Origin of the sequence: Candidatus Accumulibacter sp. ACC003 (assembly GCF_907163085.1) — a bacterium.
Classification (GTDB): domain Bacteria; phylum Pseudomonadota; class Gammaproteobacteria; order Burkholderiales; family Rhodocyclaceae; genus Accumulibacter.
In genome coordinates this window covers 751,792-774,878 of the sequence record NZ_CAJQTX010000001.1, presented here as the reverse complement: position 1 = coordinate 774,878, position 23,087 = coordinate 751,792, and the positions used below count along the sequence as shown (strand labels likewise).

General features: G+C 63.1%; 18 protein-coding genes. 5 read left to right on the top strand and 13 right to left on the bottom strand.

Features of this window, described 5'->3' with window-relative positions; translation table 11 throughout:
• Positions 1–222: 222 nt before the first annotated feature.
• The gene (locus tag QZ656_RS03460) at positions 223–369 is read right to left on the bottom strand and encodes a hypothetical protein (protein WP_291992059.1); all 147 of its coding nucleotides are present in this window, start codon (positions 367–369) and stop codon (positions 223–225) included.
• Positions 370–907: 538 nt separating this feature from the next.
• Complete coding sequence (locus QZ656_RS03455; protein WP_291992058.1) at positions 908–1,834, bottom strand: LysR family transcriptional regulator; 927 nt, start codon at positions 1,832–1,834, stop codon at positions 908–910.
• 99 nt (positions 1,835–1,933) lie between these two features.
• On the opposite strand from QZ656_RS03455, the gene QZ656_RS03450 reads away from it, so the two are divergent.
• Positions 1,934–2,710, top strand: coding sequence for a ferredoxin--NADP reductase (locus QZ656_RS03450; protein WP_291992057.1), 777 nt, complete (start codon positions 1,934–1,936; stop codon positions 2,708–2,710).
• A 218-nt stretch (positions 2,711–2,928) separates the two neighbouring features.
• Positions 2,929–4,593, top strand: a complete 1,665-nt coding sequence (ettA, locus tag QZ656_RS03445) for an energy-dependent translational throttle protein EttA (RefSeq protein WP_291992056.1) — start codon at positions 2,929–2,931, stop codon at positions 4,591–4,593.
• A 118-nt stretch (positions 4,594–4,711) separates the two neighbouring features.
• Here the strand turns inward: ettA and QZ656_RS03440 are convergent, their stop codons facing one another.
• The 8 genes from QZ656_RS03440 to QZ656_RS03405 form a co-directional block, all read right to left on the bottom strand.
• Complete coding sequence (locus tag QZ656_RS03440; RefSeq protein WP_291992055.1) at positions 4,712–6,106, bottom strand: serine/threonine-protein kinase; 1,395 nt, start codon at positions 6,104–6,106, stop codon at positions 4,712–4,714.
• 180 nt (positions 6,107–6,286) lie between these two features.
• Positions 6,287–7,159, bottom strand: a complete 873-nt coding sequence (locus tag QZ656_RS03435; protein WP_291992054.1) for a DUF3365 domain-containing protein — start codon at positions 7,157–7,159, stop codon at positions 6,287–6,289.
• 127 nt (positions 7,160–7,286) lie between these two features.
• Entirely contained in the window at positions 7,287–8,036 is a 750-nt protein-coding gene (locus QZ656_RS03430; protein WP_291991589.1) for an ISAs1 family transposase, read from the bottom strand.
• Positions 8,000–9,073 carry a Druantia anti-phage system protein DruA gene (locus QZ656_RS03425; protein WP_291991588.1) on the bottom strand — a complete coding sequence of 358 codons (1,074 nt, stop codon included), beginning with the start codon at positions 9,071–9,073 and terminating at the stop codon, positions 8,000–8,002. The genes QZ656_RS03430 and QZ656_RS03425 overlap by 37 nt, the downstream gene beginning before the upstream one ends.
• Before the next feature lie 373 nt (positions 9,074–9,446).
• Entirely contained in the window at positions 9,447–10,214 is a 768-nt protein-coding gene (tpiA, locus tag QZ656_RS03420) for a triose-phosphate isomerase (RefSeq protein ID WP_291992053.1), read from the bottom strand.
• Positions 10,215–10,276: 62 nt separating this feature from the next.
• Positions 10,277–11,533, bottom strand: coding sequence for a phosphoglycerate kinase (gene pgk / locus QZ656_RS03415; RefSeq protein WP_291992052.1), 1,257 nt, complete (start codon positions 11,531–11,533; stop codon positions 10,277–10,279).
• Between the two features lie 345 nt (positions 11,534–11,878).
• Positions 11,879–13,654: a carbamoyltransferase gene (locus QZ656_RS03410; RefSeq protein WP_291992051.1), complete on the bottom strand. Its 1,776-nt coding sequence runs from the start codon at positions 13,652–13,654 to the stop codon at positions 11,879–11,881.
• 163 nt (positions 13,655–13,817) lie between these two features.
• Positions 13,818–14,321 carry a dual specificity protein phosphatase family protein gene (locus QZ656_RS03405; protein WP_291992050.1) on the bottom strand — a complete coding sequence of 168 codons (504 nt, stop codon included), beginning with the start codon at positions 14,319–14,321 and terminating at the stop codon, positions 13,818–13,820.
• Between QZ656_RS03405 and QZ656_RS03400 the strand changes: the two genes are divergently transcribed.
• Complete coding sequence (locus QZ656_RS03400) at positions 14,310–14,771, top strand: hypothetical protein (RefSeq protein ID WP_291992049.1); 462 nt, start codon at positions 14,310–14,312, stop codon at positions 14,769–14,771. The two genes, QZ656_RS03405 and QZ656_RS03400, sit on opposite strands and share 12 nt — an antisense overlap.
• A gap of 199 nt (positions 14,772–14,970) precedes the next feature.
• Here the strand turns inward: QZ656_RS03400 and fetB are convergent, their stop codons facing one another.
• From fetB to ppk2, 3 genes are all read right to left on the bottom strand, one after another.
• Positions 14,971–15,774: an iron export ABC transporter permease subunit FetB gene (fetB, locus tag QZ656_RS03395; RefSeq protein ID WP_291992048.1), complete on the bottom strand. Its 804-nt coding sequence runs from the start codon at positions 15,772–15,774 to the stop codon at positions 14,971–14,973.
• Positions 15,771–16,376, bottom strand: coding sequence for an ATP-binding cassette domain-containing protein (locus tag QZ656_RS03390; protein ID WP_291992047.1), 606 nt, complete (start codon positions 16,374–16,376; stop codon positions 15,771–15,773). Before QZ656_RS03390 ends, fetB begins: the two co-directional genes overlap by 4 nt.
• A 115-nt stretch (positions 16,377–16,491) precedes the next feature.
• Positions 16,492–17,748 (bottom strand): polyphosphate kinase 2, encoded by a 1,257-nt coding sequence (gene ppk2 / locus QZ656_RS03385; protein WP_291992046.1) that lies wholly within the window; start codon positions 17,746–17,748, stop codon positions 16,492–16,494.
• Positions 17,749–18,166: 418 nt separating this feature from the next.
• Between ppk2 and QZ656_RS03380 the strand changes: the two genes are divergently transcribed.
• Both QZ656_RS03380 and QZ656_RS03375 read left to right on the top strand, forming a co-directional pair.
• Positions 18,167–19,315 carry an ABC transporter substrate-binding protein gene (locus QZ656_RS03380; RefSeq protein WP_291992045.1) on the top strand — a complete coding sequence of 383 codons (1,149 nt, stop codon included), beginning with the start codon at positions 18,167–18,169 and terminating at the stop codon, positions 19,313–19,315.
• Positions 19,316–19,401: 86 nt separating this feature from the next.
• On the top strand, positions 19,402–23,064 hold the full coding sequence (locus tag QZ656_RS03375; protein WP_291992044.1) for an EAL domain-containing protein: 3,663 nt from the start codon (positions 19,402–19,404) through the stop codon (positions 23,062–23,064).
• Positions 23,065–23,087 lie beyond the last annotated feature (23 nt).

The window sequence follows — 23,087 nt, the reverse complement described above, 5'->3', positions numbered from 1 at the left end:
CTTATAACGCGCGTCGGTTAACACCTGACGCGGGCCGGACCACCTATTTTTTGCGCGCTGGTCTGAGACTCGTCGGCAGCAGTTCCCAGAGCCCGACTATCTTGAACAAAGGAAAGCCCCGCCAAGCCACTGCGGAGCCCACCTCATGCCGCTTACCAGAACAAGTCCAACGATGTCATCCGGTACGACGAAGGGGCGCCGATTGCGGCGCCCCGGTTCATCTCAGCGTTTGCGAAACAGAGCAACGGCCATTGCAACCCCGGCCAGGGCGATCAGGGAAAGCGATTCCGGTTCGGAAACAGGGATAGGATCCGCAAGTACGGGCATCGCGGCAGACAGCAGAACGGCAAAAGACAGCAAGGTACGCATGAGGGATTCCTCCACAAGAAGTTGATGATTAACTACTACCGACCGATCCATGAGCGCCAGTCGCGTTCAGGTAAGCAAACTACGTGCCATCCATAAAACGCTACGGATTTAATGGGTATTTGCAATCCAGGCCAAGATCTTATGCCAGTGAGGTGTAAAGTTTTCCGACAGCCTATGCCGTTAGCGTTGATTCGCATCGGCAACGCGGCGCGCACGCCTTCCCTGCCTTCTTGATCACAGCCAAGCTGCTGCGCTGCCCCGACCGAGCGACCTGGCAAGGCCTTTGATGGCGCCGCTCAGGCGTCAGCTGTTCTCGACGGTGATGGCAGTGGGAACATGGCAAAACCGGCAACAGGCCGACCGCCGCACGATTGAACTCGTTCGACTCACCTGGCAGCGTTCAGCGAGTTTTCTGGCCTTGCCGCAAGCTGCCAGGCGGACCCGGCACGGCCCCTTCGCGGCCCATCCCCTTGGCGGCGAGAAGCGCAGGACAACGAGTCTCAAACTGGCTTTCTTGTGCTGCGGACTCGACCAGTGATCAAGGAATGAACGACCACTCGATTTGGTCGCTGCGTTCGACGCCGGCGGTCATCGCGCGGCACAGGCCGATGAATTCGCGCAGGCCGGCGGTCTGGAACTTTCGCCGGTGCCAGAGGAAGTGGAAATGCCGCCGCAAATCGAGTTCCGGCGTTTCGATGGCGACCAGGCTGCCGCGCCGGAACGCCTCGCGCAGTGCCAGCCGCGAAATGCAGCCGATGCCGAGGCCGAATTCAACCGCCCGCTTGATGGCTTCGGTATGTTCCAGTTCCAGCCGGACCTGCAGCGGCGAATGATGATGGCGCAGCGCCTGGTCGAGCGTCTCGCGCGTCCCCGAACCCGGTTCGCGAACGATCCAAGATTCATCGGCGAGTTCGCTCAAGGTCGCCGTGCCCCGGGTCGCCAGCGCGTGTCCCGGCGCACAGAAGACCACCAGCTCGTCGGCGACCCACGGTTCGACGACCAGCTCGGGGTGCCGGCAACTGCCTTCGATCAGCCCCAGATCGAGCTCGTGGCGCGCCAGCTTGTCGACAATGGTCGCGGTGTTATGAACCTTAAGCTGCAAAGTGCTCTCGGGGTGACGCTTCAGGAAAGCGGCGACAATCAGCGTCGCCAGGTAGTTGCCAATAGTCAGCGTCGCGCCGATCTGCAGCTTGCCGTAACCGGCGTGCCCCTCGAGTGCGCTTTCGATCGCTGCCGCGCGCTCGATCAGTTCGACGGCCTGCGGCAACAACGCCTGGCCAAGCTCGTTCAGGCGCAGGGTCTTGCCGAAGCGGTCAAAAAGCTGTGTGTCGTACTGCCGTTCGAGTTCGCCGAGCGCCGTACTGGTCGCCGACTGCGACAGGGAAAGCTCTTCGGCGGCGCGCGAAACGCTCTCGTGCCGGGCGACGGCAACAAAGACCCCGACCTGTCGCAAGGTAAATCGCATATCTAGTATCCAGATATGGTTTATTGAAAAAATCCGTTTTACAAATATAGCACGCCGAAATACGATGTCCTGCATCAACCGCACAACAGGATTTTGACAATGAGCACTTTCTCTGCCCAGCAGGTTCTTTCCGTTCATCACTGGAACGAGACACTGTTCAGCTTCCGTACCACTCGCGACCCTGCCCTGCGCTTCATCAACGGTCAGTTCGTGATGATCGGCCTGGCACAGGAAGGACGCCCGCTGACGCGCGCCTACAGCATCGCCAGCGCCAACCACGACGACTACCTCGAGTTTCTCAGCATCAAGGTGCCGAATGGCCCGCTGACCTCGAAGCTGCAGCACCTGGCGGTCGGCGACGAAATCGTCGTCAGCCGCAAACCGACCGGGACGCTGGTGCTGCGCGACCTGCGCCCGGGTCAAAACCTGTACCTGCTATCGACGGGCACCGGCTTGGCGCCGTTCATCAGTCTGATCCAGGACCCCGAGACCTACGAACGTTTCGAAAAAGTGGTGCTGATCCACGGCGTTCGCTGGGCCAAGGATCTGGCCTACAGCGATTTCATAGAACGTCAGTTGCCGGAGCACGAGTTTTTCGCCGACCTGCTGCGCGACAAGCTGATCTACTATCCGACGGTGACCCGCGAGCCCTTCCGTAATCAGGGCAGGATCACCCAACTGGTCGACAGCGGCCGCCTGTTTTCGGACATTGACCTGCCGCAGTTCGACGCCGCTCGCGACCGCGCGATGCTCTGCGGCAGCCCGGCGATGCTCAAGGACTGCTGTGCCCTGCTTGACAGTCGCGGCTTCGAAGTTTCGCCGCACATCGGCGCTCAGGGTGACTACGTGATTGAGCGGGCTTTCGTCGAAAAGTAAGCGTCGTAGCGATCGCCACCGACACCGCGCCAGGCTTGCCGGCGGCGCCGGCCGGGAGCGCCAGACCAGCTTCGCCGCCTGGCCGCCGTACGAAGCTGTAAGGTCTTGCCCGCCACGAGCGGCCGGTCTCGGGTAGACTGGCGCTTTCCGGCGCCGCGCAGCGCGCGTCCGCCGACCGCATTCATACCTGTTACCTCTTCTGATCGATAAGCAAGGCCATGGCTCAATACGTATTCACGATGAACCGCGTTGGCAAGATCGTCCCGCCCAAGCGGCAGATCATCAAGGACATCTCGCTCTCTTTCTTCCCCGGCGCCAAGATCGGTCTGTTGGGCCTCAACGGCTCGGGCAAGTCGACGGTGCTGCGCATCATGGCCGGCCTCGACCATGACATCATCGGCGAAGCAACGCCGATGCCCAACCTCAAGATCGGTTATCTGGCGCAGGAGCCCGAGCTCGACCCGGCGGCGACGGTCCGCCAGGAAGTCGAATCGGGCCTCGGCGAGGTCTTCCAGGCGCAAGCCAAGCTGGAAGCGGTATACGCCGCCTACGGCGAAGCCGACGCCGATTTCGACCAGCTCGCCGAAGAGCAGGCTCGCCTCGAGGCGATCATCGCCACCGCTGGTTCCGACCTCGGCAGCCAGCTCGAACTCGCCGCCGACGCGCTGCGCCTGCCGCCCTGGGAGGCCTTGATCCGGACCCTCTCGGGTGGTGAAAAACGTCGCGTTGCGCTGTGCAAACTGCTGCTCTCGCAACCGGACATGCTGTTGCTCGACGAGCCGACCAACCACCTCGACGCGGAATCGGTCGAGTGGCTGGAACAGTTTCTGGTGCGCTTCCCCGGGACGGTGGTCGCCGTCACGCACGACCGCTACTTCCTGGACAACGCCGCCGAGTGGATTCTCGAACTCGACCGTGGGCAGGGAATTCCCTGGAAGGGCAACTACTCGAGCTGGCTGGAGCAGAAGGAAGCGCGCCTGGAAACCGAATCGCGGCAGGAGGCCGGCCGCCTCAAGACGATGAAGCAGGAGCTGGAATGGGTACGCCAGAGTCCAAAGGCGCGGCAAGCCAAGAGCAAGGCGCGGCTGTCGCGTTTTGACGAACTGAGCAGCGTTGAGTACCAGAAGCGCAACGAGACGCAGGAAATCTTCATCCCGGTCGGCGACCGCCTGGGCGGCAAGGTCATCGATTTCAGCGACGTCAGCAAGTCCTACGGCGACCGCCTGCTGATCGACAAGCTCAGTTTCAGCGTGCCGCCTGGCGCCATCGTCGGCGTCATCGGGCCGAACGGCGCCGGCAAGTCGACGCTCTTCCGGATGCTGATCGGTAGCGAAAAGCCCGATTCGGGCGTGCTCGAGATTGGCAGCACGGTCAAGCTCGCCTACGTCGACCAGAGCCGCGATTGCCTTGACGGCGAGAAGACCGTCTTCGAGGAGATCTCCGGCGGCGCCGACATCCTCACCGTCGGCAAGTACGAAACACCGGCGCGCGCCTACATCGGCCGTTTCAACTTCAAGGGTTCCGACCAGCAAAAACGCGTTGGCCAGCTTTCGGGCGGCGAGCGCGGGCGCCTGCACATGGCCAAGACGCTGATCGCCGGTGGCAACGTCCTGCTGCTCGACGAGCCGTCAAACGACCTCGACGTCGAAACGCTGCGCGCACTGGAAGACGCACTGCTCGAATTCGCCGGCAGTGTGCTGGTCATTTCGCACGACCGCTGGTTCCTCGACCGGATCTGCACGCACATTCTGGCTTGCGAAGGCGACTCGCAATGGACCTTCTTCAGCGGCAACTACCACGAGTACGAGGAAGACAAGAGGCGCCGGCTCGGCGACGAGGGAGCGAAGCCGAAACGCATTCGCTACAAGCCGATTACGCGCTAAGGGCCGTGCGAGTCGTGACCGCTGCCGGCATTTGAGGTCGGCATGCCGGCTTGCACGCCGGCATCGTTCGACCGGCAGCGAGCATCCTGCCTGCATTTGCCCCTCTCCCTCCCCGGGCCTACTGCAAACTCTTTAGAAAGGCCGCACGTTCCGGCTCCGAGTCGATTTGTTCGGCGAGCTTCCGATGCAGCTCGGGAACGTCAGCGGCGGCGCTGGCGGCGCGCTTGACGAGCACCCGGGCCAGCGGGCCAACGTAGTACGCCAGGCGCTTCTCGGCGGCGGCGAGTGTTTCTGGCGCAAACGCCGCCGCCGGTGTCGAGCGCGTGCTCGCCGCCGGAGCGGGCGTCGCTGGCGGCGGTAGCGATGTCGATGGCGACGATTTCTCCAGCCGCTCAATGCGTTTCAGGAAGTCCGAACGCTCGATCCCCAGCGGAACGTTCTCGGCGAGTTCCGAGTTGAATTCCTCGACGCTTCTGGCGTGTAGCACGCTCTTGCGCACCAGGACCTTGGCCAGCGGACCGATCGAACGGACCAGAGACGACTCGATCTCGGCGAGAATTTCCGGCGCCAGAGTCAGCTGCGGCGACCCCGGCATGGTCTTGCCGACGACGGCTCCGGCGCTCTCATCGCGGAAGCTTGCGGCGACCGTGTTGCCCGCCGGCTGAGGGCCGCCGGGCGCCACCGGTTTGCTTTTTACAAACGCCGTCACCAGCGCGCTGGCGAATTCACCGGCCGTCTGAAAGCGCTCGTCCGGCTTTTTCGCCAGCGCCCGCGCAATCACCGCATCAAAGACCGTCGGCAGGCCCGCCACGATCGATGAGGGTGGAGCCGGTTCGGCGTGCAAAACCTTGTGCATCACCACGACCGGCGTCTCGGCGACAAACGGCGCAAGGCCGGTCAACAGCTGGTAGAGGATCACCCCGGCTGCCCAGAGGTCGCAACGGCGATCGGCCGGCAGGCCGAGCAGTTGCTCGGGGGAAATGTGCGTCGGCGTCCCGACCACCGTCCCCACCTGCGTCAGCGACGAGCTTTGGATCCTGGCGACGCCGAAGTCCATGACCTTGATCCGCATGCCGCTGAGGACCATCAGGTTGGCCGGTTTGATATCGCGATGGACGACGCCGTGTTTGTGCGAATAGTCCAGCGCCGAGAGCAGTTGCTTCATGACCTCGAAGACGTCGATCATCGCGAAGCGCCCGCGCTGGCGCATCAGCGTGCGCAACTCCTGCCCCAGCACGTACTCCATGACGATGTAAGCCATCGCCTGGTCCTCGCCAAACTCGTACACGCCGACGATACCCGGATGCTGCAGCTTGCCGCCGGCCTGCGCCTCGTGCTTGAAGCGCGCCACAGCTGCCGCCGACTCGACGTTCGCCAGGTACTCCGCGAGAATCGTCTTGATCGCCACCGGGCGCTCGATGATCGGGTCGAAACCCTCGTAGACGGTGCCCATCGCGCCCTTGCCGAGCTCGCGACGGATTTCGTACTTGCCGATACGTTCCGGGATGGTCATCCGCGCGACTCTCGGCGCTCAGACGCCATCGACGAAACTGCTGCGCGACCGATCGACCTGCTTGCTCATCCGCTCGTTCCTCCTCTAGTCATTGGCTATCTCGCGTCGTTCGCCGCCGGAGCGAGGAGACCCGAAGCTCGCCGTCGCGGGCGTCAGTCGCCGGCGACGAATATCGCACACTCAGGATTCAATCAGCTTGATCGCCTTTTGCAGACTGCGGCGCATGCGGTTGAACGAGTTGCCGAGCACGCCGATCTCGTCGCCGCCACTGGACGAAAACTCGGGCACCTCGAAGTCGCCCGTTGATACCCGGTTGGCCGCGTCCGACATCCGCGCGATCGGCTGGATGATCAGCAGCGACAGCATGACGTTGAGGACGACGAAGGTGGCCAGGAAGATACCACCGAGCGACAACATGAAGGTCTTGAAAGTGTTTTCGGCGTTGGCAAGGGGCACCGACATCGGCACCGACACCACCTGCGCGCCGATGGTTTCCAGGTGCTTCCAGCCGAAACCGTTGTTGCCGCCATAGATCTTGATCATCGACTCTGGCGCTGCCGAGGGAGTGCTGTGGCACGCCAGGCACGCCGGATCCTTGATGGTGATCGGCCGGGCGATATAGAGCATGCGACCCGTTGGCGTCTCGCGCTCGCCGATCAGCTCGCTGACGCTCTCGTCACTGCGAAATTTCTGCACGATGTCGCTCTCCCAGTCGACTGCCCGGTCGCGCGGGTTGGTCGGGTTGAGCGTGGCCTCCTTGTAGGAGAAGTCGGGGTACTTGCTGTGCAGTTTGCTGAACACTTCGGTGGCGGCATACGCCGGTACCGTCTGCGGCAGGAAAGTCGTTGCCAGCTGCGATTCGAGGAGTGGTTTCACTTGCTTGACGGTATAGCCACGCACCGACAGTGCCGACTCCATCATCAGGCCGGCGCTACGCAGCGTCTCCTGCTTGGCATTTTCTTCGAGCAAGCGGTGCGATACGTACGCCGACACGCCCATGCCGGCGCCAAAGACCAGCAGCAGCACCAAGTTGAATTTCAGTCGTAGACCCATGATCGCTTCCCCTTGCAAGAATGAGGATCGGAAATTCGACGGCACCGCCGGGAGTATAGGAGTGTCGGTGAACCGCGGTCAATCGGCAATCGGCCGGAATCACGGTAAATTTGTTCTCGTGCCGGGATCAAGGTGATACGTGGCCTGTAGAATTTTTGGTCATGCGCAGGTAGTCGAAGACCAATCGGATGTTGCGGTTGAGGTGGCGCATTTTTTCGGAAATGCTGGTTTTGCCGTCGGAGAAGTGGTGCAGGATTCCGACGGCAAAGCGGCGCAGGCGTGACATGTTCTCGGGTCCGTAACCAGTCCGAATACGGCTACGGTCCTCGTCGTAGTTCCAGTCGATGACGTAGTGACAGCGGTTCTCTATCGACCAATGGCCGCGATTGATGGCGAGGATTTGCTGTGGGCTGGCCTGTTCTGGAGGGCGACTGGTGATCCCGAGAGCGATTTCGTGCGTCCGCTTGCCGCTCTTCTTGTGCAGCACTTCGCGCTCGATCAAGAACACCTGGCCGACATACGGGAAGTCGAGATAGGCGTTGAGGGCATTGCTGCACCAAATACGCCGAGTCTCGATCCGACCATGGTCAGGTGGCGAAACCGCCACGAAGTCTGCCCCCTTCCGATCCTGGAAGAGGAGCGCGATATCGGCTTGCAGTGTTGGCTGATTGCCTTTGACCGTGAAGTGATAGTGCGCCTTGCGCTCCACCAGGTAGGTCGCCAGCTTGCGCTGTGTCAGTAGCGCGTCGGCGGTGATGTCCTTGCCCTGAATATCGATCGCATCGAGCAGGGGTATGAACATCCCGATTTCATTGGTCTGCTTGAGCTCGTCCCCGCCATTTACGGGCAAGGTGCCGACTTTTTTTGGGTGTGACACACGCCGGTCTGATGCCCGACCACGCTCATGATGTGTGCTTGCTGACCGTGCTCGTCATGGGCATTGCGCATGGTCTTGCCGTCGACCGCCAGACTGGGGTCGTCTTGAGCATAGGCCTTGTTCCACTGCTGACACGCTTGATCGAGCGCCATGGGATCGACACGGATCAGGACGTCACGAATGATGAACTCGCTGGGTACGCGGTAAACGCCCTTCTCGCGACGACAGCGGAAACGCTCGCGTGCTTTCGGTGTGAGGTCTTTGGCCCACCCGGCGATGGCTTTGTAGCCCCGCATTCCGCACAAGACCGCCGCCGTGGCGATGGCCAGAACGGCAGGAAGGGGGTGACGCCTTCCTTGCGCGCGCCGCGGGTCGGCGATGCCGGCAAAGAAATCGGGAAGCGTGCGCATCTGTTCGGCGGTGAGCATCATCCTGGGCGCTCCTGTGCGATAGCGGGGGTTGAGTATCGAGCGGGAAAGTTGGCCGCGAGCGTCCGCCTGCAAGGGGCGAACAAAGACAACTTTGGGCGACGTCGGGTGGGCGCTGTAGCCTTCTCGGGTGCGGCGAAAGCCTTGCGTCAGCCCCAGAGGCGTCCAGTTCGCGGCGCGATAGACGGTCCCCTGGAAGCGCGAGGGGTCCACAAAGGTCTCCAGCAGTAACAGCGGCTTCCCGAAATGCGCCTGCCAATCCTCGGCGACCCGTCGCTCGCACAGCGAGAGCACCTTGGAGCCGAGATTGGGGTAATGCCAATCGGGAAGGATCAGAAAGCGACTGTTGTTGGCGACCAGGCCCAAGCGATCGTACTGATGCCGATAGTCCCAGCCGATCCAGCGGTCACGAACGCCGCATTTCCAGGCCGCCGCAGAGAAACTCAGCAGGGCCGTCCACTTTTCGCCGTAGGTGGCCACGTACCAAAGCGTGTGCCCGATCTTCGCCAGGTCGCCCAAGTAGTGATGCTCTGCCATCAACTCCCGATAGCGAGCCTCTTCGCTCTTGCCCACCAAGCGAACACGCAATGCACCAAGAACGCTTTCCATGCGCCATTTATACGGACTTCCGGCGCAGATGTCCAGGGGGAAGAACTAACTGCTTGATTGCCCGTGCGTTGCCTGAGAGGACAAATCCACCCTGCGGCCGGAATCGACCAAGCGCTCGTCGGCGCTGGATTTCTTTTCGACCGTTTTCGGCACGGCCAGTGCGTACGGCCTGCGCTCACCTGCACCGAGCAAGGATCGCCAGCGCGGCCGGCATTATGGCGACGATCGTTCGCTCTTGTCAGGTGCAGATCTCGCTTTGGCGCGCGAGGTCGGCAGCAAGCGACGCTTGTGCCATCGCCGGTGAGGCGTTCGCCAAGGCAAAAAAAGCGCGGGCGCCGCCATGCGGCGCCCGCGCTTGATGACGCTGAGCGATCTACTTGCTGATCGACTCGCCGGGGGTAATGATTCCCAGGAAGCTGTCGGCCTTGAGCGCCGCGCCGCCGATCAGGCCGCCGTCGATGTCGGGCTGAGCCAGCAGGCCAGCCGCGTTGTCGGGCTTCATCGAGCCGCCGTACTGGATGCTGATCGACTGCGCGACGTCGTTGCCGAAGAGCTTGCCGAGCAGGCCACGGACCAAGGCATGCGCTTCCTGCGCTTCGGCGTCGCTGGCGGTGACGCCGGTACCGATCGCCCAGACGGGTTCGTAGGCGACGACGGTGCGCAAGGCATCATCGGCGGAAAGACCGGCGTAGGCGCCATTGACCTGCGTCGTCAGAACGCTTTCCAGCTTGCCGCCCTTGCGCTCGTCAAGCGTTTCGCCGATACAGACGATCGGCCCCATGTCCAGCGAAAGAACTTTCTTGATCTTCTTGTTGACCGTCTCGTCGGTCTCGCCGAAGTAGCTGCGTTGCTCGGAGTGGCCGATGATGACCATATCGACACCGATTTCCTTGAGCATGTCGGCACTGACCTTGCCGGTGAAGGCGCCCTGGTTTTCCCAGTGCACGTCCTGCGCGGCGAGCTTGACGTTGCTGCCCTTGACGACGTCGGCAACCTTGGCCAGAGCGAGGTAGGTCGGCGCGATGACCACAACGACGTTCTTGATGTCTTTGGCGGCGGCAACGACTTCGGTGGCCAGCTTGACTGATTCGGCAACAGACTTGTTCATCTTCCAGTTGCCGGCGATAACGATTTTGCGCATGCTATTCCTCTTGTGTACTTTGGTTTATTGGACGAACGGCCCCGGCAGCGGGGCCGTTGCGCTTACTTCTCGGTGAGTGCGGCGACGCCGGGCAAGACCTTGCCTTCCAGATACTCGAGCGATGCTCCGCCGCCGGTCGAGGTATGCGTCACCTTCTTCTCGGCGCCGTATTTCTTGGCGGCCGTCGCGGTGTCACCGCCACCGATCACCGTCGTTGCGCCTTTGGCGGTCGCCTCGATGATGGCATCGGCCATCGCCTTGGTGCCGGCCTCGAACTTGGCGAACTCGAAAACTCCCGCCGGGCCATTCCAGATCACCGTTTTGGCATTGACGATGGCGTCGGTAAACAGCTTGGTCGATTCGGGACCACAGTCGAGTCCCAGCCAACCGTCCGGGATGCCGTCGACGTCGTTGGCGGTGCCGGTGTTGGCGTCGGCGTCAAACTTGTCGGCGATGATGAAATCACTTGGCAGGAGGATTTGCTTGCCGTTCGCCTTGGCCTTGGCCATCAGATCGGGAACCAGCTTGGCGCCCTCTTCGTCGTACAGCGAGTTGCCGATCGGCATCCCGGAGATGACTTTCTTGAAAGTAAAGGCCATGCCACCACCGATAATGATCTGGTCAGCCTTGTCGAGCAGGTTGTTGATCAACTGAATCTTGTCGGCGACCTTGGCGCCACCGAGGATCGCCAGCAAGGGCCTTTGCGGCGATTCGAGCACCGCCGAGAAAGCTTCCAGCTCCTTGTTCATCAGGTAGCCGGCTGCACGTTCGGGCAATTGCACGCCGGTCATCGACGAGTGGTCACGGTGCGCAGTGCCGAATGCGTCGTTGACGTAGACGTCGGCCAATCGCGTAAGCGAGGCGCGGAAGGCCTTGACGGCCTCTGGGTCGGCCTTGACCTTGCTGACGCTGCCATCGGCAGCCTTGACGGTGCCCTTGCCTTCTTCTTCGATGTGAAAACGCAGGTTCTCGAGCAGGACGACTTCGCCGGGCTTGACCTTGGCGCAGGCCGCTTCGACTTCCGGACCAACGCAGTCAGCCAGGAAACTGACCGGGCGCCCGAGCAGGCCGGCAAGCGCCGTGGCCACCGGCTGCAGGCTGTACTGCGGCATCACCTTGCCGTCAGGACGGCCAAGATGCGACATCAGAATGACTGCGGCACCCTTGTCCAGGGCGTATTTGATCGTCGGTAGCGCCGCTTCGATGCGCTTGGTGTTGGTAATCGCTCCGCTGACCTTGTCCTGAGGGACGTTGAAATCAACGCGAATCAGGACGCGTTTGCCGGCCAGGGCGAGATCTTCGATGAACAGTTTGGACATGACTTCCTCGTAAGTGAGTTGCAGTTAAGAAATGGGCGGACCAAGGATTGAAAATGGCATGGAGTCTCCGTTTCGGCTTCAAAACGACCCCTCGACAGAGCACTTTCAACCACGATGTTGAGAAAACAAAACTTGGGGAAGGCGTTTCAAGGACGCAGACGAAGTATCCGTGGCGCCGCTGCCGGAGTCAAATCCGAGTCGATCGAAGGGCCGCCGAGCGGCCTTGTCGATCGTCACGAAGCGCGCGGCTATATACCCGAAAACAGTCGTGTCGGAAGGTCGCCAGTGAGACGCTGGTCGGCGCACGACGGCCACTAAGGACAGCCGCGGCCGACCGCTTATCGCCTACGCCGCGGCCGGCGCCACTTTGCCATCGAACTCTGCGGGCAGCGCAGCCTTGACGACCAATACGTCTTCCATCACCAGGTACTCGAGGTCCGAAGCGAAGAACATGTTCAACGCATCGGTCGGCGAACAGATCATCGGCTCGCCACGGCGGTTGAGCGAGGTGTTGAGGACGACGCCGTTGCCGGTGAGTTGCTCGAGTTCGACCATCAGGTCGTAGTAGCGCGGGTTGAATTGCCGTTGTAGCACCTGCGCGCGCGAACTACCGTCTTCGTGCACGACTTCCGGAACACGCTCCTTCCAGCCGTCGGCGACAGCGAAGGTGAAGGTCATGAACGGCGCCGGGTGGTCGCTGCCGAGCATTTGCCGGCCGACGGTATCGAGCATGCTTGGACAAAATGGCCGCCAGCGCTCGCGGAACTTGATCTGTGCGTTGATGCGGTCGGCCACCCCGGCAACGCTCGGGCAACCGAGGATCGAGCGGCCGCCGAGTGCCCGCGGACCAAACTCCATCCGCCCCTGGAACCAGGCGACCGGGTTGCCGGCGACCAGGATCGCGGCGACTTCCTTGTCCACCTGGCGCAGGCGTCGCCATTGCGGCTGCGCGGGATGACGGGCGCAGGCGGCGATGACGTCTTCATTGCTGTAGGCCGGCCCGAGGAAGACATGTTCCATCTTCTCGACCGGCACGCCGCGTTGCACCGATACCCACGCCGCCGCACCAACTGCCGTGCCAGCGTCACCCGACGCCGGCTGGACGTAGAGCTCCCTGACATCCGGACGGGCGATGATCTTCTGGTTGAGCTTGACGTTGAGCGCACCACCACCCGAAAAAGCGAGCCGGCCGGTTTCGCGCAGGATATCGCCGAGATAATGCTCGAGCATCTGCAAAGCGAGGTCCTCGAACAGCTTCTGCATGCTTGCTGCGTAATGGATGTAGGGGTCATCGGCGACGTCGCCGGTGCGCTTTGGACCGAGCCACTCGACCAATTTCGGCGAGAAGTAGTAACCCTTCCCTTTTTCCTTGTAACGGCGAAAGCCGATCACGTTGGCGTAATCGGTGTTGACGCGCAGTTCGCCATTCTCGAATTTCGCCAGGCGCGAGAAATCGTAGCGCAGCGGGTCACCGTAAGGTGCCATGCCCATCACCTTGTACTCGCCGTCGAGCATCTCGAAACCGAGGTACTCGGTCAATGCGCCATACAGGCCGCCGAGCGAATCGGGGTCGTAGAACTCCTTGATCTTGTGAATTCGCCCGTGCTCGCCGTAACCGAAGAAGGTGGTTGCGTACTCACCCTTACCGTCGATGCCGAGAATCGCCGTCTTCTCCGTAAAGCCGGCGCAGAAATAGGCGCTGGCGGCGTGCGCCAGATGGTGCTCCACCGGCACGATGTCGGTCTTCTTGAGATCAAAACCGAGCTGTAGCAGACACCACTCGATGCGCTTGCGGTAGCGGTAAAAACGCCGGTTGCCGGTCAGGATGGCGTCGAGCGCCCGCTCCGGCGCGTACCAGTAGCGCTTGGCGTAATGCCAGCGCGCCGGCTCGAAAATGCTGATCGGCGCAAAGGGAATAGCCACCGCATCGACGTCGGCCGGCTTGATGCCGGCGAACTCCAGGCAGAATTTCGCCGCTTCGTAGGGCATGCGGTTCTTGGCGTGCTTGTCGCGAACGAAGCGTTCTTCTTCCGCTGCGGCAACGAGTTTGCCATTGATGTACAGCGCTGCCGAGGGGTCGTGGGTCAGCGCGCCGGATAGTCCGAGTAGGATCAGGGCCAAGGTGGGGTCTCACAGGGTCACTCTTGCGGCCCGGGAAGCCGCTAGGCGGCGGACCGAAGAAAGCTGGAGTATACCTGCAGCAGCGTCGCTTCGCGCTGCACGATCGGCGGCGAGCGCCAGCCAGGCCGCCGCGCGCTGGCGCGCACGCTGCGACAAAACGCGCTTACCCAGCGAGCGGCAATCGCGCCAGATAATCCTGATGAACCGCCAGGCTCAGCGCCTTCGGTCGCAGCTCCTTGACCGCCACGATGGCATCGTCTTTCGAGCAGCCTCGCTCGACGAGGATTTGCGCCGCCAGCAAACCCGTGCGGCCCGAACCGCCTTTGCAGTGGACGGCAATCTTCTTGCCGGCGTCGAGAAGCTCTTGCACAGCCGCCCGCTGCGCTTGCCAGGCAAGGGCAAACTCTGCAGCCGGTGCCTGGTCGTCGTCAATCGGCAGATGAAACCATTGCAGCCCGTGTCCGGCGCAAAGCGTCGGCAGGTCGGTCACAGAATTCCTCGCCATTTCAGCTTCCGGCATCAGCGTAATCAGCGCCTCGGCACCGGCGGCCTTGAGCTCGAGAAGCGCCGTCTCGGTGGCGACGCTGGTCGTTCCCGGGCAAGGAGTGAGGAGCAAACCGCCGCGGCATCCAGGCAGCGGCAGCAAATCGTAGGGATGGACACTCATGTCGTAACCTGTCATCAATGGATTGTTTTGCCGGCTGAGCGCGTCAGCGACGAATGGCGCAGCGAGCGACTTCCACTGCCGCGCCAACAGCCAGGATCGCCGCCGATTCTACCTGAGTTGACTGTTCCCGTTGAGCCCCTGTCGTCTTGCCCAAGCGCTCGCGGCTTGCCCCTCGACCGACCCGGCGTGCACGTTTCCGTGCCCGCCGTCGCTTGGCCGACGATCAAGGCAGGCGGCCTATTTCCGGGCAAACGGTTTCTTGTCGGCGATCGGCCTATACTGAAATCGCACCTGCGGCCGCCGGTGCTCACCAGGAGAACGATCATGGGCAAGATAAGGCAAGGCAACAAGGAAACGAAGAAGCAAGCGCTGCTGACGCCAAAAGAAAAAAAGACCGCCAAACAGGCCGAAAAGCACGCCTCTGGTGCGGCGCCATTGATCCACAAATAGAAGCGTTGATCGCACGCCTGCGTGCGATGTGGCTGTCGGGATGTTCTGGAGTGCTGGCGAAGCAATCAGCGACGAGAACTCCGACAGCCTCTTTTTTGCCTGTCGGAAATAGCCAGCTCGCGGCCGAATCGGCGCCCGGCCGTTCGCGCTGGCCGGGCGTTTGCCGCCATGCCACTGACCGCGACGCGCCCGTTCGGGATCACGTCTTCGGCGAACTCAAGCGGTCGAGTCGTAAACGCTGGCGTTCGTCGAACAGGCGGCGGGCGGCAAAACTGACCGCCACCACGGTCCCGAAGCCGGTGCCGCCGGCGATCAGGAACATCACCAGGATCTGGTACTTGACGGCCTCGACCGGCGGTATTCCGGCGAGGATCTGACCGGTCATCATCCCCGGCAGGCTGACGATCCCGGCCGCCGACATGGCGTTGATGATCGGGATCAGGCCGACGCGGATGGCCTCGTGGCGACTATCGGAAATCGCCTGCTGCCAGCTCTGGCCGAGTGCCAGACGCGACTCTATGATCGAGCGCTTCTGGGCGGCATCCTGGGTCAGCCGGTCGAGGCCCAGCGAGATGCCGTTCATGGTATTGCCGAGGATCATTCCCAGCAGCGGAATCGCGTATTGCGGCGCGTACCATGGGCTGGTGCCAATCACCACGAGCAAGGCCATGACGGTGACCGTGAACGACGAGACGAACATTGACACGGTGCCGACGCCGAATCCCCACCAGCCGACGAAGCGGCGCTTCTGCCTGACCATCACCTCGCGCCCGGCGACGACGATCATCACCGTCGCCATCAGCGCCACCCAGACCAGATGGACGTTGTCGAACAGGACCTTGAGGACCAGACCAATCAGGAACAGTTGAATGGTGCTGCGCGCCGCCGACGCCAGTAGTTGCCGCTCGACGCCGAGCTGCAGTCGCCGCGACAGGCCAGCCAGAGCCAGGATCAGGAGCGCGGCGACTGCCAGATCGAACGGGGAAAGGGCGATCACGTTCATGGCCTTGCTTCTTCTGCCAGTTGGCCGTCGCGCAGAATGAAGCGGCGAGCCGCGACGCGATCGATCTGGCCGGTGTCGTGGCTGACCCACAGCAGGGCCGCCTGCCTCTGCCGTCGATAGTCGTCGAGCAAAGCCTCGACGCGCTGCGTACTTTCCTGGTCGAGATTGCCGGTCGGCTCGTCAAGCAGGAGCACTGCCGGCGCCTGCATCAAGGTCCGCAACAAGGCCAGTCGCTGTCTCTCGCCGGTTGAGCAGCGGCCAAGCTGCCAATCGAGGGCGTCAGTGGGCAAGCCGAGACCTTCCATCCAGGCGGCATCGACGCCCATCGCGAAGTGATCGCCGACGCGTTCGGACCACCACTGGCTTTCGGCGATGACCAGGGCCACCGAACGGCGCCAGTCCGGGGCGGGCAGACTCGAACAACTTTCCGCATCGAGCCAGGCCTCGCCGTCGTGGGGGTCGAGATCGGCGATGGCGCGCAGCAACAGCGTCTTGCCGCTGCCCGAGGCGCCGTGAATGCAAACGCACTCGCCGGCCGCGACGCTGAGCTCGATCGGACCGACGTGGCGAGTGATCAATTGCTGGAGACGAAGGATGGCCAAGGTTCAGATCAGTGGGATGAAGAGCGTCGGTACAGCGGCGGCGCGCGATGAAGGGAAAAAAGGGGCGCCGGCGGCGCCCCCTTTGCTGTGCGGTCAACGCCGGCGGCGCTGCAATCTACAGGATCGGCGTGTGTTCGCCTGCCGGGTGAACCGAACCGCTGGGTTCGTAGACGACGTGCGGGCGGCCAACGAGCAGCGGGTCGATCGGGCCAATGGCATTGATATCCTTGCCGGTGTAGTTCAGCTTGTGCAGGACGTAGCGCATGGCATTCAGACGCGCACGCTTCTTGCAGTCGGACTTGATCACCGTCCACGGTGTCTCGGCGGTGTCGGTATGAAAGAACATCGCCTCCTTGGCCTTGGTATAGTCGTCCCATTTGTCGAGCGAGGCCAGGTCGATCGGCGACAGCTTCCACTGCTTGAGCGGATGCACCTGCCGCTCTTTGAAGCGGCGGCGCTGTTCCTTGCGGCTCACCGAAAACCAGAACTTGATCAGGTGGATGCCGCTGCGAACCAGCGTACGTTCGACTTCCGGGGTCTGGCGCATGAACTCGGTGTATTCGTCTTCGCTGCAGAAACCCATCACCCGCTCGACGCCGCCGCGGTTGTACCACGAGCGGTCGCAGAAGACGATTTCGCCGGCGGTCGGCAGGTGCCGCACGTAGCGCTGGAAGTACCACTGGCCGCGTTCCTGTTCATTCGGTTTCTCGAGCGCGATGACCCGCCCACCGCGTGGATTGAGGTGCTCGGTAAACCGCTTGATCGCCCCACCCTTGCCCGCCGCGTCGCGGCCTTCGAAAATGACCACCACGCGCTGACCGGTTTCCTTGATCCAGTTCTGCAGCTTGAGCAACTCGACCTGCAAGCGGTATTTCTGCTTCTCGTACGCTTTGCGCGACATCAGGTTGCGGTAGGGGTAAGAACTCGTTTCGCGCCAACTGGATGCCAGTTCGTCGTCCGGGCTGCTTGCTTGCCTTGCTTGCGGCCCTTTCTCTTGTTCCATCAGCGCCTTGCGCAGTGCCGCAGCGTCATCGGGCGAAGCGCCGGTCATGATCGCTTCGAGCGTTTTGGCCAGTGAAGCCGTGTCGCCAACGGTGGCCTGCGCGATGATGTCGCGCAGCGCGACCTTTTTGTGCTCGATCGCCGAACTCGTTGCTTCGGCGACATCGTAAGCTTCCATTCCCTCGGGAGTGCGGGCGGGCGCCACGTCACCAGCCGACGCCTTGCGCGGTTGCGCCGCGCGGGCAGATCCCGAAACCGCGCGGGCCCGCGGCGTCGGTTTGGCCGCTGCGGCTGCCGCTTTCTCGCTTGCTGCTTCTCCTGCCGTGCTGCTGTCGCTGGTCGGGCTGGGTGGCGGAGTCCTTTTGTCCATCTATCTCTCTCCCTGTGGGTACGTTCTGGTGCAAAAGTGGCGTCAGATCGAAGATCGACGACGGCTGCCATGATAGTCCAAATATGTCATGACTTTCAATCGCTTGAGTGCATTTCGTAGGCGAATTTGTGATGTTTCCGGGAATCTGCCGCCGATCTCCCACGCAAAAGGCAAGGGCTGTTGGCCGAGAAGAGGCGAACGAGTGCCGCCGGTCGGCGGCTTCGCTGACTGCGTACCACCGACGATTCAGATCGGCGAGGCGCTTTCTCAAGGCCGACAGCGACGGCCTCGGTGTGGTGGCCTGGAACTTTCTTGCCGACGTCACCTCGACAGCGCTGCAGCGTATCGACTCCCGTACAATGACAGCTCAATCGCGTAACGCGTGCCGCAGGTAAATCTGGAGCTCAATGAGGTGCGCATGTTCTTTTCTCCAAGCAGGGTGGTGCGTGCGCCAGACGCTCGCTGCGCTCGGCTGTGGGTCGCCGCGATGCTTTTCATCTGCTTGTTCGGCATGCTTGCCTGCACGCCGCCGGAGCCGCTGCGCATCGGCTTCCTGGGCGGTCTCTCGGGGCGCGTCGCCGACCTCGGTATCGGCGGCCGCAACGGCGCGACGCTGGCGGTCGAAATGCGCAACCAGCAGGGCGGCATCAACGGGCGACCGATCGAACTGATCGCCGAGGACGATCAACAGGACCCCGAGGTCGCCCGGCAGGCTGTCGCTCGCCTGCTGGCCCGCAAGGTCGAGGTGGTGATCGGTCCGATGACCAGCGCCATGGCGCTGATCGTGCTGCCGCAGTTCAATGCTGCCGGCATTCCATTTATTTCGCCGACGGCAACGACCAACGCGCTGACGGCTATTGATGACCAGTTCTTTCGCGTCGTTGCCCCGACCCGGTCGCACGTTTTCAAGTCGGCCGAACATCATTTCCGGGGCAATGGTCTGCGTCGCGTGGTGCTCGTCTGCGATCTCCGCAACGACGCTTACACCAAGAGCTGGGCGGATGATTTCCGGCAGGCCTTCGAGGGCCTGGGTGGGCAGGTCGTCGATGCCATCGGCTTCGCGTCCAACGAGTCCCTGGCGGCGCTGGCGAGCAGCGTTCTCGACAGCAAGCCAGACGGCGTGGTGATAATCAGCAATTCGGTGGACAGTGCGCTGCTGATCCAGCAGATCCGCATGCGCGACGCCGCCGTTCGCATCGGCACCGCCGAGTGGGCGGCCACCGAGCGACTGGTCGAACTCGGTGGCCGAGCCGTCGAAGGCGTCGTCGTCGCGCAGTACGTAGACCGCGAAAGCAAGGCAGCGGCCTACCTGGCATTCCTGAGCGCCTACCGTAAGCGCTTCGGCCACGAACCGGGCTACCCCGGGCTGACCGCTTTCGACGCCACCAACGTCGCGCTCGACGCGCTCACCGCCCGATCCGCAGGCCAGACACTCAAGCAGGCACTGCTTACGCACGCCGACTTTGCCGGCGCGCAGTCGCCGATCCACTTTGACGCCAATGGCGACACGCAGCGCGAAACCTTCCTCTCGGTCATCGAAAATGGCCGCTTCAAATCCTTGTACTAGGCGCGACCGGCGGTCGACGAGCGGCACCAGTACTTTCGCCCCGAGCTTTGGCAGTTTGCCGGGCGTTTTGCATTAGCATTCGCCAGATGCCTCACTCTCTTCGCTTCTGGCTTGCGCTCGGCTTGTCGGCCATGGTCGGGGTGGCCGTGTTGGCGCTCGTCGCCGTCGTCCTCGGCGTTCTGTTGCCGCGCCTGAACGATCAGGTCGAGGCCCACAACAAGGCCCTGGCGGTGGCGCTGTCGCGGCAGGTCGACGATTTCCTGCGCGGGTCGGCGGCCGAGCTCGAACGTGTGGCCAGCGAAATCGATCCGTCGCGCGGCGCCAGCCGCGCGCGGACGCGCATCATCATCGATACGCTAGCCACGGCGCACGCCGCCCTGGACGCTCTTTACCTGCTCGACGCCAGCGCGCGGGTGGTCGACGTCGGCCTGCCGCCAGAACGGCGTCAGGGTCGCGACGACCTGCTCGGACTGGATTTTGCGGCGCGCAGCTTCTTCGGCACCGGCCAACAGAGCGGCACGGTCATCTGGTCCAACAGCTACCTGTCACAACGCGGCAAGATCGTCGTCGCCGTCACCGTGCCGCTCGAAAGTCAGGCCGCTGTTGCCGCGGACGAACGCTGGACGCTGCTCGGCGAGCTCGATCTCGAACAATTGTCCGAGCACATCGGCGAACTCGGACGCTCGGCCGCCGTCCTGCCAATCATCATCGACAGCCTTGGGCAGATCGTCGCCCACCCCGACGCCAGCCGCGCCGCTCGCCAGGAAAACCTTGGCAATGTGCCCTTGGTACGGGCCGGTCTGGCCGGCGACTTCGGGACCGGGCTGGTGGCGCTCGATGGCCGTGAGCAGATCGCCACGGTGATGCCGATCGGCACTTCCGGCTGGCTGACGCTGGTCGCTCAACCGACCGAACTGGCCTTCGCCACCGTGCGCTCGACCTTGCTGGCGATCGCCGGAGGCGTCGCCGCTGCGCTCGCCCTGACCTTGCTCTGCGCCTATGTCTACGGCCAGACGCTGGTCCGACGCGTGGCTGACTTCGGACGCCATGTTCAGGCCATTGCCGACGGCGATTACCTGGCACCATTGCCTTCTTCGCGAGCCGAGGAACTGGCCAATCTGGCGCTGAGCATGCGCCGCATGGCCAATGCCATCGTCGAGCGCGAAGCGGCATTGGCCGCCTCCGAAGAGCACTATCGCGCGCTCTTCAGCGGCGCGCCGCTCGCCTATCAGTCGGTCGACGCGCAGAGCCGCCAACTCGTTGAAGTCAATGACGCCTGGTTGAGCTTGCTGGGTTACCGTCGCGACGAAGTGATCGGCCACTCGATCGTCGATTTCATCGCCGAACGGTCGCTGCCGGCGTTCACCGAGAACTTCGCCAAATTCGTCGCTGACGGGCGGATCGACGACTTCGTTGTCGATGCCCGGCGCAAGGATGGCGCGGTGATCAGTCTGCTGGTCAACGGTCGCGTCCATCAAGACGTCAACGGCCGGCTCCGCACGCATTGCATCCTCACCGACATCAGCGAACGGCAACGCGTCGACGAAGCCCGGCGGCGCTCGGCAACGCTGCTCGCGCATCAGGCCGAGCGCGCGCTGGCGATGCTCGAGCTGCCCAAGGCGGCCGAGGAGATGGACGAGGGCGAGTTCATCCAGCACGGGCTGGCAGTCGCCGAGCGCCTCACCGGCAGCCGCATCGCCTTCCTCTATTTCGTCGCCGCCGATCAGCAGACGATCGACTCGGTGATCTGGTCGCGTGCCACCCACCGCGGTAAAGCGGCGTCGCTTCCCGACCCGCTCTGTGCACTCAGCCTGGCGGCCTTGTGGGCGACGGCGATGCGCCAGCGCGCGCCGGTGGTTTGCAACGAGCAAGCGGCGGCGCTGACCAGCGCCTTGCCAGCGGCGCTCGCCGGGCTGACGCGACTGATCAGCGTGCCGGTCATCGAGGGCGGTCTCGGCTGCATGATGCTCGGCGTTGCCAACAAGGCCGAGCCCTACCGTGCGTGCGAAATAGAGACCATGCGGCTGCTCAGCCAGGACATCTGGCGAATCGTCAACCAGCGCCGTGCCGAGCAGGCGCAGCGTCTGGCGGCGACGGTCTTCTCGGCCAGTACCTCGGCGATCTGCATTACCGATGCGGAACAACGAATTGTCTCGGTCAACCCGGCGCTGACGCAGATCACCGGCTACACGCTGGAAGAGATCGTCGGCCAGACGCCGCAGCTGTTTGCCGCCGCTGACCAGGGCCAAGAGCCCGGTCATGAAATGTGGACGCAGATTGCGGCGCACGGCTTGTGGCGCGGCGAAGTGCGCAATCGCCGCAAAAGCGGCGAGATCTTTCCGGCATGGCTGACGATTACCGCGGTCAAGGACAGCGCCGCGCAGGTGACCCACTATTTGGGCAGCTTCGACGACATCAGCGAACGCAAGCGGTCGGAGGAGCACATCAACTTCCTCGCCCATCACGACGCCCTGACGCGGCTGCCGAACCGCAGCCTGCTCGAGGACCGTATTCGCCAGGCGATCGCCAAATCGCGACGCGACGGCAGGCGAACCGCCGTGCTGTTCCTCGACCTCGACCGCTTCAAGCTGATCAACGACACGCTCGGCCACGACACCGGCGACCGACTGCTGGCGCGCGTCGCCGAGAGCCTCAAGGGCGTGCTGCGCGAGACCGAAACGGTCGCCCGGCTCGGCGGCGACGAGTTCATCATTGTCATTCCCGGACTGGCCAACATCGAACGCGCCGCACGCGTCGCGCAGAAGGTGCTCGAGGTCGTCGCGGCGCCGCAACGGGTCGACGAGCGCGCGCTGCACGTGACGCCGAGTATCGGCATCAGCATCTTCCCGGACGACGGCGACGACGTGCCGACGCTGCTGCGCAACGCCGACACGGCGATGTATCACGCCAAGGAATGCGGCCGCAACAACTTCCAGTTCTTTACGCAGGATATGAACCGGGCCGTGCAGGAGCGCGTTTCGATCGAAAATGACTTGCGCACGGCGATCGACGAGGGGCAGTTCGTTCTCTTCTACCAGCCACAGGTCGACTGCCGCAGCGGCGAAGTCACCGGCATGGAAGCGCTGATCCGCTGGCTTCACCCTCGGCACGGCCTGGTGCCGCCGGATCGATTCATCCCGATTGCCGAGGAAACCGGACTGATCATCCCGATCGGCGCGTGGGTACTGCGCGAGGCCTGCCGCCAGGCCAGACGCTGGCACGACGCGGGGCACGACGCTCTACACATCAGCGTGAACCTGTCAGCACGACAGCTGCGGCAGGCCGACCTTGGCGAGCAGATCGCTGCGACGCTCGCCGAGTCGGGCTTGCTACCGTCGGCGCTCGAGCTCGAACTGACCGAAAGCCTGCTGATGGACGACCCCGAGGCGGCATCAAGGGTACTGCACAAGCTGGCCGCACTGGGCATCCGGATGGCCATCGACGACTTCGGCACCGGCTACTCGAGCCTGGCCTACCTCAAGCGCTTCCCGGTCTCGCGACTGAAGATCGATCGTTCTTTCGTTCGCGATCTGAGCACCGACGCCAACGACGCGGCGATTGTTTGCGCCATCGTCGCCATGGCCGAGAGCCTGCGGATGGATGTCATCGCCGAAGGCGTCGAGACCGTCGAGCAACTGCGCTTTCTTGAAGCACACGGCTGCTTCGCGGCGCAGGGATATCTCTTCAGCGCCGCGCGGCCGGCGGCGGAGTTCGACGTCTTCCGCTTCGCCGTGCCGCCGTTGCGCTGAAACCCCGCCCGCCAGCGGCGTGA